We start from the raw sequence: 13953 nt of genomic DNA on the forward strand, positions 1-13953 counted from the left end.
GGCATGGCAATCGGGGGCGATCCACAAGACCTGCGCGACACGGCGCGGCGCATGCGGGGGTGGGCCGACGACGTCGACGCCGACGCCGCAGCCGCCGCCAAGGCGCTGGGCGTGGAGTGGAAGAGCGTCGCGGCCGACGCCTACCGCGACAAGCTGGACGACCGACGACGCGATGCGGAGGCCGTCGCCGACGCGATCCGCGATGCGGCGCGCAAGGTCGACGATCTCGCCGACACGCTGGAGGACAGGCAGAAGGCGCTCGCCGATCTGCTCGAGAAGGCCGGCAAGACGCTCGAGGACGCCCAGCGCGCCGTCGCCGAGGGCGCCGATGACCTGCTCGCCGGCGCGCAAGGCCTGGCGGACGATGCCGTCGAGGCCGGCAAGGATCTGCTCGACGGCGGCAAGAAGCTCGCCGGCAAGCTCACCGGAGGCCTGTTGTGACCATTCAGCTCGAGGTGGCGCCCGACGGTCTGCGCGCCCAGCTCACCGAACCGGCGTGGGCCTCGGTCGTCGCCGCCTCGTCGGCAGAGGTCAGCGGTGCCCTGGCCCCGCTCGAACCGGCATCGCCCGACGAGCGACCCGACGAGCCGCTCGCCGCCGCTGCCGCGCTGGCCCTGGGTGGTGCACCCGTCCACGTCGAGCTCGTCACGGGCGAGGGCGATCGCGGGGTCATCGCCCAGATCGGCTGCGATGCGGTGGCGACCGGCCTCGCGGTGCGCGCACTCGTGGCTGGCGCAGACGGTGCCGGCCCGGTCGTGGTGCCGGGCGTGGAGGTCAGCACCAACCAGGCGGCCAACGTCGTCGCGGAGATCATGCGGCTGTTCCCGGCCGCAGGCCTGAGCCGGCACGCCGACCCCTCGCCGGCGACGATGCCTCACGAGCTGTCCCTCACGCTGCACGAGGCCATCCGCACCGGCGACCAGCAGGTGGCGCAACTGGTCGCCGAGCAGGCCGGATTCGAGTCCCCACCGGACGTGCTGGTCTCGTTGGCGCGCGGAACGACCGCCAGCGCCACCGCGACGATCCGGGTACGGGGCTCGGCCACGACCGTCGTCCAGCAGTGGCTGCTGTGCGATGTCGGCTGGGTGCTGCTCACGATCCGCGGCACCCAGGTCACCCACACCGCGCAGAGCCGCAACGAGGTGGCCGACACGTTCGTGCGACTCATGACCACCGCGCTCGGCGACTCCGAGGCGGTGAGCCGCCGTGGGTGACGATCTGCAGATCCGCGGCGGCGCCGGCGGCGTGACGGCCTCGTACGAGGACATGCTGAGCTACGCGTCGGTGCTCGACGACGCCGGGGACGACCTGCGCGCCAAGAGCGGCGACCTGCTCAAGCTGATGGTCGACGGTGACATCCTGCAGGCAGCGGTGCTGTGCCCCGGTGAGGTCGCCGGCGTCGAGGCCGCCATCGACGCAGTGGCCACCGGCCCCGACGGGGCGCTGTGGACCAGCGGTGAGCTGGAGGTCACCGCCCGTTTCCTGCGCCTGAGCGTCACCACGATGCGAGAGACCGACGAGCTGCTGGCCGGAGCCCAGGAGCTCGTCTGGAACGTCAGCGGATGGACCGCGGGACTCCTGGCGCCCGCGGCAGCAGTCGCCGGTCTCGGGGTGCTCGCCTCCAACCCGCTGCTGGCCGCCCTTCTGCTGCGCAACAAGGACGCACTGCTGTCCGACCTGCAGACCACCCTGTACGACAATCCGTGGATGCTCGAGGCACTGACGCGCATGGCGCCGGGCATGATCCAGGGCGGCGCCTTCTCGCTCGCGAGCCTCATACCGGGGGGCCCGCTGGCTCTCATGGCCATGACGGATGGCAACTGGCCGAGCGGCGACTACTCCAGCGCGATCGCCGGCCTGCTCGCCCTGGCGGGCAAGGGCGGACTGCTGGAGGACACCGGCGACTTCCGCGTCGACCCGGTGAAGGACTCCGAGATCGACATCGACATCGATGGCGACAACGCCCTGCGCACGATCTTCGAGCAGCAGGACCGGATCGGCGACACGCCCGGTCAGGTGCAGGTCATCCGCGTCGACCACGGCGACGGGGACCCGTCGTGGATCGTGCAGATCCCCGGCACCCAGGTCTGGGACCCGAAGCGGGGCGACAACCCGGTCGACCTGACCTCGAACGTCAACATGATGGCCATGCCCGACCAGACCGTCATCGAGCAGCAGGTCGCCGACGCCATGCGCGCGGCCGGCATCGGCCCCGGCCAGGACGTCATGCTGACCGGCCACAGCCAAGGCGGTATCACCGCCGCGTCGATGGCCACCGATCCTGATCTGCTCGACGAGTTCGACATCAAGAGCGTCGTGACCGGCGGTTCGCCCATCGGGCGCTTCGACATCCCCGACGACATCTCGGTGCTCTCGCTGGAGCACCTCCAGGACGTCGTGCCCAAGCTCGACGGAACCGACAACCCCGACCGGCCGAACTGGACGACCGTCACCCGCGAGCTCAGCGACGCCGAGGGCACGGCAAAGGGTCAGCGTGGCCCCGGACCCGCACACTCGCTGCCCAACTACGCCGACAGCGGGGCCGACGTCGATGCGTCCGACGACCCCGGCATCGAGGACTGGCGTCGCGATCAGGAGCAGTTCTTCAACGGCGATGCGAGCGGCACCCGCTACCAGATCTCCCCGGAGAAGCGATGACACTGCGCCTGCCCCTGCTCCTTCTCGGGGTGTTGCTGCTCGCGGCCTGCTCGTCGGGCGGCTCGGACTCCGACGGCTCCGCGCCGAGCTACCGGCCGGTCCCTGACGACGAGCTGTACGCCCGCATCGCCCAGCTGCCAGGCGTGGAGGCGGTCGACATCCGGTACGACGACACGTGGCCGGAGTCCAAGTACCGCGGCGAGATCACGATCGAGTCGGGAGCGGACCCCCAGGCGGTGCTCGACGCGACCTACGCAGTGCTGCGCCAAGGGCGGCCCGATGTCGCGATCAGCGTCCGCGGTGTGCAGGACCGGACGTCGATCAGCTTCGACCTGCTCGACGGGCGCTCTGGCATCCCAGCGAATCTGGAGAAACGGTACGGGCCGCAGCCCGGTGACGGCACCCCACCGGGGGACGGATGAGTCGGGGTTGGACCGTCCTGTTCTTGGGTATCGTCCTGGCGCTCGCCGGCTGCCGGGCGGGCGAGTCGGACGGACCCAAGAAGGCCGAGTACACACCGGTGCCCGACGACACCCTGTTCTCACAGGTCGCGGCACTGCCCGGGGTGAAGCGGGCCGACGTCTCGTTCAACGACACCTGGCCCGAGCACACCTACCTGGGCGAGGTCGACATCAGCCCGGACGCCGACGCCCAGCAGGTCCTCGACACCGTCTACGCCGTGCTGCGACAGGGCAGGTTCGACGCGGGCATCAACGTCGTCGGCTACCAGGCGAATCGAGAGGTACGACTGGAGGCTCTGCCGCGGTCCGGCGGCCCCGCCGAGCTCGAGAAGCGGTACGGCCCGCAGCCCGGCAGCGGCACACCACCAGGCAGCCCATGAGGTGGCGCGCCGTCGTCCTGCTGCTCGGCGCAGTGCTGACCCTCGGTGGTTGCCAGACCGACGGATCAGACGGACAGAAGAGGGCCGACTACACCCCCGTGCCCGATGAGACGCTCTTCTCCGCGATCAGGGCGCTACCCGGCGTCGAACGCGCCGACCTCTCGTACAACGACACCTGGCCGGCGCACTCCTACCTCGCCACCATCACCCTCAGTCCCAACGCGGACGCCCAGCTCGTCCTCGACACGGTCTACGCGAAGCTGTGGCAGGGACGTCTGGGGGCCGACATCACCCTCGAGGCGCAGCAAGGCGGTCAGGTGGTGCGACTCGATGCCTTCGGCGGACAGCCGTCGAGCCGAGCGGCGCTGAAGAAGCGCTACGGGCCGCAGCCCGGCGACGGCACCCCTCCGGGGGACGGATGAGCCGCCTGCTGCTCGTTGTCGTCGCCGTCACCTGGCTGATCTCCGGCTGCGGTGCCGGCGCATCGGATGGTCCCGAGCGCCCCGACTACACCCCCGTTCCCGACCACAAGTTGATCTCGCAGGTCGCGGCACTGCCCGGGGTGGAGCGTGCAGACCTCAGCTACAACGACGCCTGGCCGGAACATTCCTACATCGCCACCATCACGCTCAGCTCCGACGCCGACGCCCAACTCGTGCTGGACACCATCTACGCCAAGCTGTGGCAAGGACGTCCCGGCGCAGGCATCCTCGTGGAGGCGCAGCAGAACGGGTCCGTGGTGCGACTCGATGCCTTCGGCGGCAAGCCCACCACCCGCATCGCGCTGGAGAAGCGCTACGGGCCGCAGCCCGGCAGCGGCACGCCCCCGACGGACTGAGCGGGGCCTAGCGCACGAGGCGGAGCCGGTACGAGGACCGGCGAACCGTCAGGCGCTGCCCCCAGGACAGTGACATCGAGTCCGCCTCGATGCCGTCGCCGAAGCACACCAGGCGGTCGGACTCGACGGCGACGACCAGCGAGCCCGCGTCGGGCACGATCCCCTCGGTGAACGTCGCGCCCGTCGCCGGTGATGGCCAGGCCTCGCGCACGAACCAGCACAGCTCGGGCGAGGTCGGCTGCGGGAGGGCGAGCTCGCTGCGCCGCTCCTGCCAGCTCGAACGCAACCATCCCGTGGCGCCGGTCCCGGTGCCGGCAAGGATGCCGGAGGACGAGTGCCGCTCCTCGCGACCCTCGGCCTGGATGACGTACCGCGCGGACTGATGGGTCGGATGCCCGATGAACAGCTCGTTGAGCGCCCGCAGCTCCTGCCCGTCGTCGGTCACGGCCTCGACCATCGTGCGGTCCTCGGTCGACGCGGCGCCGCGGGCGAGCGACGACAGGACCCCGGTCACCGCGTCCGGCGCGTGGGGCGCCAGGATCCCGGGGTTCCACTGCGGCTCCGGGTTGACCCCGACGACGGGCTGGCCGGTCAGGTACTTGGCCACATTGGCCACCAGGCCGTCCTGGCCGACCGCGATCACGACGTCCTCCGGCCCGAACACGAATCGGTCGAGCTCGTCCCGCTCGACCTCCACGCGGCGCCACTGCAGCGGCAGCCCGGCCGACACCTGGCTCATCGCGGCCGCCAGCGCGTAATGACGCTGCTGCACCTCGGCGATGTCGCGCCCGCGCTGCGCCAGGTAGAACTCGGCCTGCCCGTGCGTGCCGTGCCGGCCGATGAGGTCGTCGTACTCCGAGCGCCGGTGCACCACGACCGCGCGGGGCCGCAGGCTCACTCCGACACCGTCTCCCGTCCGTCGCCGAGCCGGTCCAGCAGCGGCCCCAGCAGCTCGGGGGTCAGGCTCAGGTGCGTGATGGGCGGAACGTTCGCGGCCAGCTCACGCAGCGCGAGCGCCAGCAGCTTGCTCTGGTCCACCTCGGTGTACGCGGCGAACTTCGCTGCCTCAGCCGTCGCGTCGGCGTCGCCCAGCTCGCGGGTCCGGTCGGCATCGGCCTTCGCCATCAGGCCCTGCCGCTCGGCCTTGGCCGTGGTGGCGATCTTGTCGGCCTCGGCCTGCTCGCTGGCCCGCTTGCGCTCGTTCTGACCGCGCTGGACCACCAGCTCCTCCTCGCGGCGGGCGAGCTCGATCTGGTTCTGCAGCTCGTTCTCGGCGATGGCTCGCTCGTTCTCGACCGCAACGGCGCGTCGTTCGAACGTCGCCCGGTCGGCCTCCTGCTGGACGCGCTCGCGCGTGGGGGTCTGGAGGGCGCGCTCGAGATCGGCCTCCGCGCGGATCGCCACGACGCGGACGTCGGTGACCGACAGGCCCCGCTCGACGAGGCGCTGGTCGCCGGCGAGCTGCTCGGCCACCCGCTGACGCACCGGACCGATGCCGTGGGCCAGGGCGTCGCCCAGCGAGACACCGGCCAGGTACTCCAGGGCCGGCTGCTGCGCCAGCTCGGTCAGCAGTCCGCCCAGCCGCTCGAGGGGACGGGCGTTCCAGTCGCCGGTGCGCGGATCGATGCCGAAATCGATGCGGGTCGCGGCCACGGCCGGATCGGACACCCGGTAGGTCACGGTCGCCTGGACCGTGACGAGCTGGAAGTCCGCGGTACGGGCCTGGAACATCAGCGCCTGCTCCCGGTCGTCCAGGGGCACCTCGGCCAGCGCCGCCGTGCTCGGCCGGAACCAGAACGACACCCCGGCCCCGGAACGCTTGACCTTGCCGGCCCTGAGCTGGAGGACGAAGGAGGTCGGGTCCGACCTCAGGTGGTTCACGAACGGGCGCCTCGAGATGTCGGCCATGCAGTCCCTCCCCGGTGGATGCGTCACCACATTGTGGTGGATCCGTGGGGGCGTCCGCAGCGACGGGTCAGCGGCGCACCTTGCGCCAGATGACGACCTGGTTGTCGGTGACCCGGGCGGGCAGGTTCTGCACCTGCCGCGACTGGGCCAGCTCGGCCTGGAGCTCGGCGACCTTGGCCTGCAGGGCCATGACCTGGTTCTCCAGCTCGATGACGCGCTTGACGCCTTCCAGGCCGAGGCCCTCGGCGGTCAGCCGGGCGACGGTGCGCAGCAGCTCGATGTCGCGCAGCGAGTACCGGCGCCCGCCGCCGCCCGTACGTCCCGGCGCCACCAGGCCCAGCCGGTCGTACGTGCGCAGTGTCTGCGGGTGCAGCCCCGACAGCTCCGCGGCGACGCTGATGACGAACACCTTCGCATCGGGGCCGGGCGGTTGGAACCTCGCGCCGTCCTGCTCCGGCTTCGACGACCGATCGGCCATCACGACACCGCCTCGAACATCCCGTCACGCGGTGAGGAGGTGCCCCGCGCCTCACGGAAGGCCTCGATCGCGGCGCGCTCGGCCTCGGACAGCTCGGCGGGCACCTGCACCTCGACGGTCACGAGCAGGTCGCCCCGCCCACCGGCCTTGGTCGCGGCACCCTTGCCGCTGGCCCGGAACGTGCGGCCGTTCGGCGTGCCGGCCGGCATCTTGATGCGCACCGGCGGACCGTCGAGGGTCGGCACCTGGATCTGCGCACCGAGGGCGGCCTCGTCGAAGGTCACCGGGACCGTGATGGTCAGGTGATCGCCCTTGCGACCGAACAGGCGGTGCGGCTCGACGTGGACGAGCAGGAACAGGTCGCCGTTCGGGCCGCCGTTCTCGCCCTTGCCGCCCTTGCCCTTGAGCCGGATGCGCTGGCCGTCCTTGACGCCGGCCGGCACCTTGACGGTGAGCGTGCGGCTCGACGGGGCGCGTCCGGTGCCGTGGCACGTCTCGCAGGGATTCTCCACGATGAGCCCCCGGCCACGGCACAGGTCGCACGGCTCGGTCATCGCGAACAGGCCACCGGCGGCACCGGTGATCATGCCGCTGCCCTCGCACTTGGGGCACACCTTGGGCGTCGTGCCCGGGCGGGCGCCCGTGCCGTGGCAGGTCGTGCACGGCTCGTCGCTGGTCATCCGCAGCGGGAGGGTGGCTCCCTCCACGGCCTGCTCGAAGGTGATGGTGGCCTCGGTCTCGAGATCGTCACCCTTGCGGGCCTGCGGACGCTGCCGTCCCCGCCCGCGGCCTCCGAAGAGGCCGCCGAGCAGGTCGGACACGTCGAAGTCGGCCTGCGAGCCGCCGCCGGGCGTGCGGAACCCGCCGCCGCCCCCGAATCCGCCGGGAGCGCCACGGAACTGCCCGAACATGCTGCGCTGCTCGTCGTACTCCTTGCGCTTCTCCGGCGAGGAGAGCACGGCGTACGCCTCGGAGATCTCCTTGAAGCGCTCCTCGGCGGCCTGGTTGCCAGGATTGGAGTCGGGGTGGTTCTCCCGTGCCAGTTTCCGGTACGCCTTCTTGATCTGGTCCTGACTTGCGTCCTTCTTGACGCCGAGGACCTTGTAGAAGTCCTTGGTCGCCCAATCAGTTGCTGCCATGCGTCACCACCCCCCTCTCCGTGTGTCTATTCGTCGCCCGACGTGGGCGACGACTCACTTGTCGGTTCCGAGTCGCTGGACCCCTCGGTGCCGTTGGTCTGCGGCTCGGCAGCGGCCGCCGGATCGACGACTCCCACCGTGGCGGCCCGCAGGACGCGGTCGCCGTGACGGTAACCCGTCCGCATCACGGTGTCGATCGTGGTCGTGGTGACCTCGGCCGACTCGCCCGCATGGAACACCGCTTCGTGCATCGCCGGGTCGAAGGGCTCGCCCTTGACGCCGAACGCCTCCAGCTTGTGCTTGGCGACGGCTTGGTGCAGCGAGTCCGCCACGGCCTTGAAACCGCCCGTGAGCTCGCCGTGCTCGTCGGCCCGGGCGATGTCGTCCAGCACGGTCAGCAGCGACTGCAGGACTGCGGCCTCTGCCTGGCTGCGAACCAGCTCGCGGTCGCGATCGACGCGGCGCTTGTAGTTGACGTACTCCGCCTGCAGGCGCTGCAGGTCGAGCGTGCGCTCGGACAGCTCACGGGTGAGCCTGTCGACCTCCGACTCCTCTGCAGCCGGCTCCTGGGGCTCGGCGGGAGCCTCCGCCGGCTGAGTTTCCTCAGCCGGCGTCGACTCCTGCTCGGTGGCCAAGCCCTCGTCGGGCTGGGTCACTTGCCGTTCTCCGTCTCGTCGTCGACGATCTCGGCCTCGACGACGTCATCGTCGTCATCGGCCGGGGCCGCGCCCGGGGCGTCCGCGCCGGCGGCCTGGGCCTCGGCAGCGGCGGCGGCGTACATCGCCTCGCCCATCTTGGAGCTGGACTCACCGAGCTTGGTCACGGCAGCCTGGACGGCGTCCGCGTCCTCACCCTTGAGCGCCTCGTTCAGCGCGTCCAGATCGCCCTGCACCTCGGCCTTGACCTCGTCGCCGACCTTGTCGCCGTTCTCCGCCAGGAACTTCTCGGTGGAGTGCGCGAGGGACTCGGCCTGGTTGCGGGTCTCGATCTGCTCGCGGCGCTTGCGGTCCTCCTCGGCGTACTGCTCGGCGTCGCGGACCATCTTGTCGATGTCGTCCTTGCTCAGCGCGGAGCCGCCGGTGATCGTCATCGACTGCTCCTTGCCCGTGCCACGGTCCTTGGCGGACACGTTGACGATGCCGTTGGCGTCGATGTCGAAGGTGACCTCGATCTGCGGCACGCCACGCGGGGCCGGCGGGAGGCCGGTCAGCTCGAACGTGGCCAGCAGCTGGTTGCCCGCCGCCATCTCGCGCTCGCCCTGGTAGACCTGGATCGCCACGGACGGCTGGTTGTCGTCGGCCGTCGTGAAGACCTCGGACCGCTTGGTCGGGATCGTGGTGTTGCGCTCGATGAGCTTGGTCATGACGCCGCCCTTGGTCTCGATGCCGAGGCTCAGGGGGGTGACGTCGAGCAGGAGCACGTCCTTGACCTCACCCTTCAGGACGCCGGCCTGCAGGCTGGCGCCGAGGGCGACGACCTCGTCCGGGTTGACGCCCTTGTTGGGCTCCTTGCCGCCGGTCAGGCCCTTGACGACCTCGCTGACGGCCGGCATACGGGTCGAACCGCCCACCAGGACGACGTGGTCGATGTCGCTGACCTTGATGCCGGCGTCCTTGATGACGTTGTGGAACGGAGCCTTGGTGCGCTCGAGCAGGTCGGAGGTGATCTTCTCGAACTCGGCGCGGGTCAGCGTCTCGTCGAGGAAGACCGGGTTGCCGTCCTGGACCGTGATGTAGGGCAGGTTGATCGAGGTGCTCGACGAGCTGGACAGCTCGATCTTGGCGCGCTCGGCGGCCTCGCGGATGCGGGGCATGGCCATCTTGTCCTTGGTCAGGTCGACGCCGGTGCTGCTCTTGAAGCGGTTGACCAGCCAGTCGACGATCTTCTGGTCCCAGTCGTCACCACCGAGGTGGTTGTCGCCGCTGGTGGCCTTGACCTCGATGACACCGTCACCGATCTCCAGCAGGGACACGTCGAACGTGCCGCCGCCGAGGTCGAACACGAGGATCGTCTGGTCGTCGGCCTTGTCCAGGCCGTAGGCCAGCGCGGCCGCGGTCGGCTCGTTGATGATGCGGCTGACGTTGAGGCCTGCGATCTCGCCGGCCTCCTTGGTCGCCTGACGCTGGTGGTCGTTGAAGTACGCCGGCACGGTGATGACCGCGTCGGTGACCGGCTCGCCCAGGTAGGCCTCGGCATCCCGCTTCAGCTTCTGCAGGATGAACGCCGAGATCTGCTGCGGGGTGAACTTCTTGCCGTCGATGTCGACCGACCAGTCGGTGCCGATGTGACGCTTGACCGAACGGATCGTGCGATCGACGTTGGTCACGCCCTGACGCTTGGCAACCTCGCCGGCGAGCACCTCGCCGTCCTTGGCGAATGCGACGACCGACGGGGTCGTGCGGGCACCCTCGGCGTTCGCGATGACGGTGGGCTCGCCACCCTCGAGCACCGCGACGACCGAGTTCGTCGTTCCAAGGTCAATTCCGACCGCTCTTGCCATGTTTCCTCCTGCGTGGGTTGAACTCTGCTGAGATTGAAGAGACCTCAAGAATGTGTGTCAACTGACTTGAGTCTGATGTTATCAACCCTGCCGGGGCCCCTGTCATTCCCCATCCAGGCCCTCGGGATAGTTTTCTTCGATGCGAACCCTGACCCACCGCGCAGCGGCACTGGCCCTCATCTCCACCCTCGCCCTCGCAGGCTGCGGCGGCAGCGACGACGACACCCTCGAGAGCGGTCCGAAGAACTCGTCCGGCGCCAGCAAGAGCGACGACGCAGACGCGGCGAGCGGCTCGAAGATCGGCGGCAAGGGCTACTCCTACTCCGTGCCGGAGGGCTGGGCCACTCCCGAGCAGAAGGTGCCGGGCACCGAGCAGACCGACTCGTTCGCGGCCAACCTGACCGACGCCGACGGATTCGCCGACAACATCAACGTCATCCGCCTCGACCCCGCACCGATCACCGATCTCGACCCGCTCGAGCAGGCACTGTTCAACGAGCTGACCGTGGCCGGCTCCCAGGACGTCACGATCCAGGACCGCACGGAGATCGCCGGCGACGAGGCGATCCACATCTCGGCCAAGCACATCCAGCAGGCTGGCACCTACCTCACCGAGCAGTACAACGCGATCCACGACGGCGTCTCGTACGTCGTGACCTTCTCGTTCAGCGACACCGTGCCGCAGGACGAGCGCGACAAGATCGCGGGCTCGGTCCTGACGACGTGGACATGGTCGTGAACCGCCCTGTCAGCACGGACGATCTCGCGCGCACGATCCTGGGCGTGCTGTGGGAGACGACCGACCGGCAGGTGTCGCGGGAGATCGCCCACCTGGCGGACATCGCCGTGGACACCGCTGACGACGGCTCCCACGTGGCACCCGAAGGGCTGCTGATGCCGGAGTCCGGCTGCATCACGACGCACGTCACCGCGACCGCACGTGACCACCCAGGCGTCAGCGAGGACATGCGGGTCGCCGTGTGGCCGGTCGCGGACGGCGGGCAGGACCCGGCGTTCGTCGTCACCCGCTCCGACTCCGACCTGACCCTGCCGGTCGCTCTCGCGGACGTCCAGCCAGACGTCACACCCCGGCTGCGGGCGCGGGCGAACGACTTCGTCGCCGCGATCATCGCGCACATGGTGGCCGAGCTCGACGTCAAGATGCAGCGGACCTACATCCGCGAGTCGCAGGGCGATCTCGCCGAGTACACCGAGGACTGAGCTCCCCGGAGGGCCGACGGCAACGGGGACGTCATCCCGCTCGGGCGCTGTGCGCCACGTGTGGGATGACGTCCCCGTGGTGGTTGCGTCGTCAGGCGACCGGGACGGTCTCCCGCTCCGCGGCGTCCCGCTCCTCGACCCGGCGGACGAGCGACTCGCCCTCGATGTCCAGGTTCGGCATGGCCTTGTCGAGCCACTTGGGCAGCCACCACATGCGGTCGCCCATCAACGCCATGAACGCCGGGACGATCGTCATGCGGACCAGGAAGGCGTCGGCGAGGACACCCACCGCGAGGCCGAAGCCGATCGACTTGATGATGACCTCGTCACCCAGCGCGAAGCTGCCGAAGACGCCGACCATGATCGCCGCGGCCGCCGTCACGACCCGCGCACCGTACTGGAAGCCGAAGACCACCGACTCCTTGGCGGGACGGCCGTGGACGAACTCCTCGCGCATGCGGGACACCAGGAACACCTCGTAGTCCATCGCCAGGCCGAACAGGATGCCGGTCAGCAGCAGCGGCAGCATGAACAGCACGGGGCCGGACTTGTCGACACCGATCAGGTCGGCGAACCAGCCCCACTGGAAGACCGCGACTGTCGCACCCAGCGAGACACCGACCGACAGCAGGAATCCGGCAACGGCCTTGAGGGGCACCAGAATCGAGCGGAACACGATCAGCAGCAGGATGAACGCGAGGCCGACCACGACCACCAGGTACTTCGGGAAGGCATCGGCGAGCTTCTCGCTGATGTCGACGCCCACGGCCGTCTGGCCGGTCACGTACACGGTCGCGCCGGTGTCGGCCTCGACGCCGGAGACCTCGTCGCGCAGGTCCTCGACCAGTGTCTGGGTGTCGGCGTCCGACGGGCCGCTCTTGGGCACGAGGGTGATGATCGCGTAGTCCGTCGCCTCGAGCTGGCCCTCGAACGCCTCGGCCTCCGCGGGAGCAGCGTCCTTCGCCGGCACCGGCGAGAGGACCGCGGCGACGTCCTTCTTGACTGACTCGACCTTCTTGACCGTGGCCGAGACCGCAGCCTCCGGATCGTCCGCGCCCTTGGTGTCCACGACAACCAGCAGCGGCCCGTTCGTGCCGGCGCCGAAGTTGTCGGCGATCAGGTCGTACGCCACACGGGGTCCGGTGCCGTCCGGCGCCGTCCCGTCGTCGGGCAGGGCCAGCTGCATCGACGCGACCGGGATCGCGACGACACCGGCGACGACCAGGCCACCGACGAGGGTCTTGATGCGGTGCTTGGTGATGAGGTCGGCCCAGCGGCGACCCATCGTGTTCTTGACGGTCTCGTCCTCGGGGTCCGGAGCCTTGATGAACGGGATCTTGCCCCAGCCGATCTTGCCGCCGGCCGCGCCGAACAGGGCCGGCAGGAGCGTCAGCGCGATGAGCACGGCGACCGCGACGGTGGCGGAGGCGGCCAGGCCCATCTGGGTCAGGAAGTTGATGTTGACGATCGACAGTCCGGCCAGCGCGATGACGACGGTCAGACCGGCAAAGACGACCGCGGAACCGGCGGTGCCGACCGCACGACCGGCGGCCTCCTCCTGGCTGCGACCGACGTGGATCTCGTGGCGGTAGCGGGAGGCGATGAACAGGGCGTAGTCGATGCCGACCGCGAGGCCGAGCATGAGAGCCAGGGTCGGGGTGGACGAGCCGAGGTCGATGAACCCGGTCAGCGTCGTGATGCCAGCGACGCCGATGCCGACGCCGATGATGGCCGTGAGCAGGGGCATGCCGGCCATCAGCAGCGAGCCGAACGTGATCAGCAGGACGATCACGGCCAGACCGACACCGATGAGCTCGGTGAGGCCCTGCGCGGGGATCTCCTGCAGCGCGTCGCCGCCGATCGCGACGGTGAGCCCGGCGTCCTGCGCCACCTCGGGCGCCGTCTCGAGGGCCTCCCGGTCGGCGTCGGTGAGCTCGATCGACTGCTTCGCGTACTGGATCGAGGCGTAGCCGGTGCGGCCATCCTCGGACGTCGCGGCCAGGACGCGCGCCTCGGGCGGCGTCATGACGTTCTTGGAGTCGACGGCGGCCAGCGCCTCCTTGACGGCGGCGGCGTTCTCGGGGTCCGTGAGCTTCTCGCCCTCGGGGGCCTGGAACACGATGCGGGCGGTCGCCCCGTCAGGGGCTGCGTCGGGCGTGCGCTCCTTCATCAGGTCGAATGCCTCGATCGACTCGATGCCCGGCAGCGTGAACTGGTCGGACGTCTTGCCCGACAGGGTGCTGGCGCCGACGCCCATCAGGAGCAGCAGGCCGATCCAGAAGGAGATGACGATGCGGCGGTGCCGGAACGACCAGCGCCCGAGCCGGTAGAGGTGCCAAGCCATTAGGTGTACTTTCCTCGAGTAGGGAT

At 70.0% G+C, this 13953-nt stretch carries 16 protein-coding genes; 9 read left to right on the forward strand and 7 right to left on the reverse strand.

Annotated features, from left to right (window positions below):
* Positions 1 to 3: 3 nt before the first annotated feature.
* The 7 genes from NQV15_RS16895 to NQV15_RS16925 are packed head-to-tail and all read left to right on the forward strand — an operon-like array spanning position 4 to position 4337.
* On the forward strand, positions 4 to 441 hold the full coding sequence (locus NQV15_RS16895; RefSeq protein ID WP_232403592.1) for a hypothetical protein: 438 nt from the start codon (positions 4 to 6) through the stop codon (positions 439 to 441).
* Positions 438 to 1214 carry a hypothetical protein gene (locus NQV15_RS16900; RefSeq protein ID WP_232403593.1) on the forward strand — a complete coding sequence of 259 codons (777 nt, stop codon included), beginning with the start codon at positions 438 to 440 and terminating at the stop codon, positions 1212 to 1214. Before NQV15_RS16895 ends, NQV15_RS16900 begins: the two co-directional genes overlap by 4 nt.
* Positions 1207 to 2658 (forward strand): GPI inositol-deacylase, encoded by a 1452-nt coding sequence (locus NQV15_RS16905; RefSeq protein WP_232403596.1) that lies wholly within the window; start codon positions 1207 to 1209, stop codon positions 2656 to 2658. Before NQV15_RS16900 ends, NQV15_RS16905 begins: the two co-directional genes overlap by 8 nt.
* Positions 2655 to 3080, forward strand: a complete 426-nt coding sequence (locus NQV15_RS16910; protein WP_232403598.1) for a hypothetical protein — start codon at positions 2655 to 2657, stop codon at positions 3078 to 3080. The genes NQV15_RS16905 and NQV15_RS16910 overlap by 4 nt, the downstream gene beginning before the upstream one ends.
* Positions 3081 to 3103: 23 nt before the next feature.
* The gene (locus NQV15_RS16915) at positions 3104 to 3499 is read left to right on the forward strand and encodes a hypothetical protein (protein WP_232403600.1); all 396 of its coding nucleotides are present in this window, start codon (positions 3104 to 3106) and stop codon (positions 3497 to 3499) included.
* Positions 3496 to 3921 carry a hypothetical protein gene (locus tag NQV15_RS16920; RefSeq protein WP_232403602.1) on the forward strand — a complete coding sequence of 142 codons (426 nt, stop codon included), beginning with the start codon at positions 3496 to 3498 and terminating at the stop codon, positions 3919 to 3921. Before NQV15_RS16915 ends, NQV15_RS16920 begins: the two co-directional genes overlap by 4 nt.
* Positions 3918 to 4337 (forward strand): RNA-binding protein, encoded by a 420-nt coding sequence (locus tag NQV15_RS16925; protein ID WP_232403604.1) that lies wholly within the window; start codon positions 3918 to 3920, stop codon positions 4335 to 4337. The genes NQV15_RS16920 and NQV15_RS16925 overlap by 4 nt, the downstream gene beginning before the upstream one ends.
* Positions 4338 to 4344: 7 nt before the next feature.
* Here NQV15_RS16925 and NQV15_RS16930 read toward each other — a convergent pair whose 3' ends face one another.
* The 6 genes from NQV15_RS16930 to dnaK form a co-directional block, all read right to left on the reverse strand.
* Positions 4345 to 5235 (reverse strand): NAD(+)/NADH kinase, encoded by an 891-nt coding sequence (locus NQV15_RS16930; protein WP_232403606.1) that lies wholly within the window; start codon positions 5233 to 5235, stop codon positions 4345 to 4347.
* Positions 5232 to 6218: an SPFH domain-containing protein gene (locus NQV15_RS16935; protein ID WP_232403608.1), complete on the reverse strand. Its 987-nt coding sequence runs from the start codon at positions 6216 to 6218 to the stop codon at positions 5232 to 5234. Before NQV15_RS16935 ends, NQV15_RS16930 begins: the two co-directional genes overlap by 4 nt.
* 94 nt (positions 6219 to 6312) lie before the next feature.
* On the reverse strand, positions 6313 to 6723 hold the full coding sequence (locus NQV15_RS16940) for a heat shock protein transcriptional repressor HspR (protein ID WP_232403778.1): 411 nt from the start codon (positions 6721 to 6723) through the stop codon (positions 6313 to 6315).
* Entirely contained in the window at positions 6723 to 7862 is a 1140-nt protein-coding gene (gene dnaJ, locus NQV15_RS16945) for a molecular chaperone DnaJ (protein WP_232403610.1), read from the reverse strand. Before dnaJ ends, NQV15_RS16940 begins: the two co-directional genes overlap by 1 nt.
* Before the next feature lie 26 nt (positions 7863 to 7888).
* Positions 7889 to 8518: a nucleotide exchange factor GrpE gene (gene grpE / locus NQV15_RS16950; RefSeq protein ID WP_232403612.1), complete on the reverse strand. Its 630-nt coding sequence runs from the start codon at positions 8516 to 8518 to the stop codon at positions 7889 to 7891.
* A complete protein-coding gene (dnaK, locus tag NQV15_RS16955) occupies positions 8515 to 10362 on the reverse strand; it encodes a molecular chaperone DnaK (protein ID WP_232403614.1) in 1848 nt (615 codons plus the stop codon). The genes grpE and dnaK overlap by 4 nt, the downstream gene beginning before the upstream one ends.
* Positions 10363 to 10501: 139 nt before the next feature.
* On the opposite strand from dnaK, the gene NQV15_RS16960 reads away from it, so the two are divergent.
* Together NQV15_RS16960 and NQV15_RS16965 are read left to right on the forward strand one after the other, a co-directional pair.
* Positions 10502 to 11101 (forward strand): hypothetical protein, encoded by a 600-nt coding sequence (locus tag NQV15_RS16960; RefSeq protein WP_232403616.1) that lies wholly within the window; start codon positions 10502 to 10504, stop codon positions 11099 to 11101.
* On the forward strand, positions 11098 to 11583 hold the full coding sequence (locus NQV15_RS16965; RefSeq protein ID WP_232403619.1) for a hypothetical protein: 486 nt from the start codon (positions 11098 to 11100) through the stop codon (positions 11581 to 11583). The genes NQV15_RS16960 and NQV15_RS16965 overlap by 4 nt, the downstream gene beginning before the upstream one ends.
* Positions 11584 to 11674: 91 nt before the next feature.
* Here NQV15_RS16965 and NQV15_RS16970 read toward each other — a convergent pair whose 3' ends face one another.
* Complete coding sequence (locus NQV15_RS16970; protein ID WP_232403620.1) at positions 11675 to 13927, reverse strand: MMPL family transporter; 2253 nt, start codon at positions 13925 to 13927, stop codon at positions 11675 to 11677.
* Between the last annotated feature and the right edge of the window lie 26 nt (positions 13928 to 13953).

This window comes from Aeromicrobium wangtongii (assembly GCF_024584515.1).
GTDB lineage: Bacteria > Actinomycetota > Actinomycetes > Propionibacteriales > Nocardioidaceae > Aeromicrobium > Aeromicrobium wangtongii.

Coding starts and splice junctions, on each gene's coding strand:
- dnaJ (WP_232403610.1), bottom strand. CDS start 7,862: ATGGCAGCAACTGATTGGGCGACCAAGGACTTCTACAAGGTCCTCGGC.
- NQV15_RS16925 (WP_232403604.1), top strand. CDS start 3,918: ATGAGCCGCCTGCTGCTCGTTGTCGTCGCCGTCACCTGGCTGATCTCC.
- NQV15_RS16970 (WP_232403620.1), bottom strand. CDS start 13,927: ATGGCTTGGCACCTCTACCGGCTCGGGCGCTGGTCGTTCCGGCACCGC.
- NQV15_RS16910 (WP_232403598.1), top strand. CDS start 2,655: ATGACACTGCGCCTGCCCCTGCTCCTTCTCGGGGTGTTGCTGCTCGCG.
- NQV15_RS16940 (WP_232403778.1), bottom strand. CDS start 6,723: ATGGCCGATCGGTCGTCGAAGCCGGAGCAGGACGGCGCGAGGTTCCAA.
- NQV15_RS16960 (WP_232403616.1), top strand. CDS start 10,502: ATGCGAACCCTGACCCACCGCGCAGCGGCACTGGCCCTCATCTCCACC.
- NQV15_RS16895 (WP_232403592.1), top strand. CDS start 4: ATGGCAATCGGGGGCGATCCACAAGACCTGCGCGACACGGCGCGGCGC.
- dnaK (WP_232403614.1), bottom strand. CDS start 10,362: ATGGCAAGAGCGGTCGGAATTGACCTTGGAACGACGAACTCGGTCGTC.
- NQV15_RS16920 (WP_232403602.1), top strand. CDS start 3,496: ATGAGGTGGCGCGCCGTCGTCCTGCTGCTCGGCGCAGTGCTGACCCTC.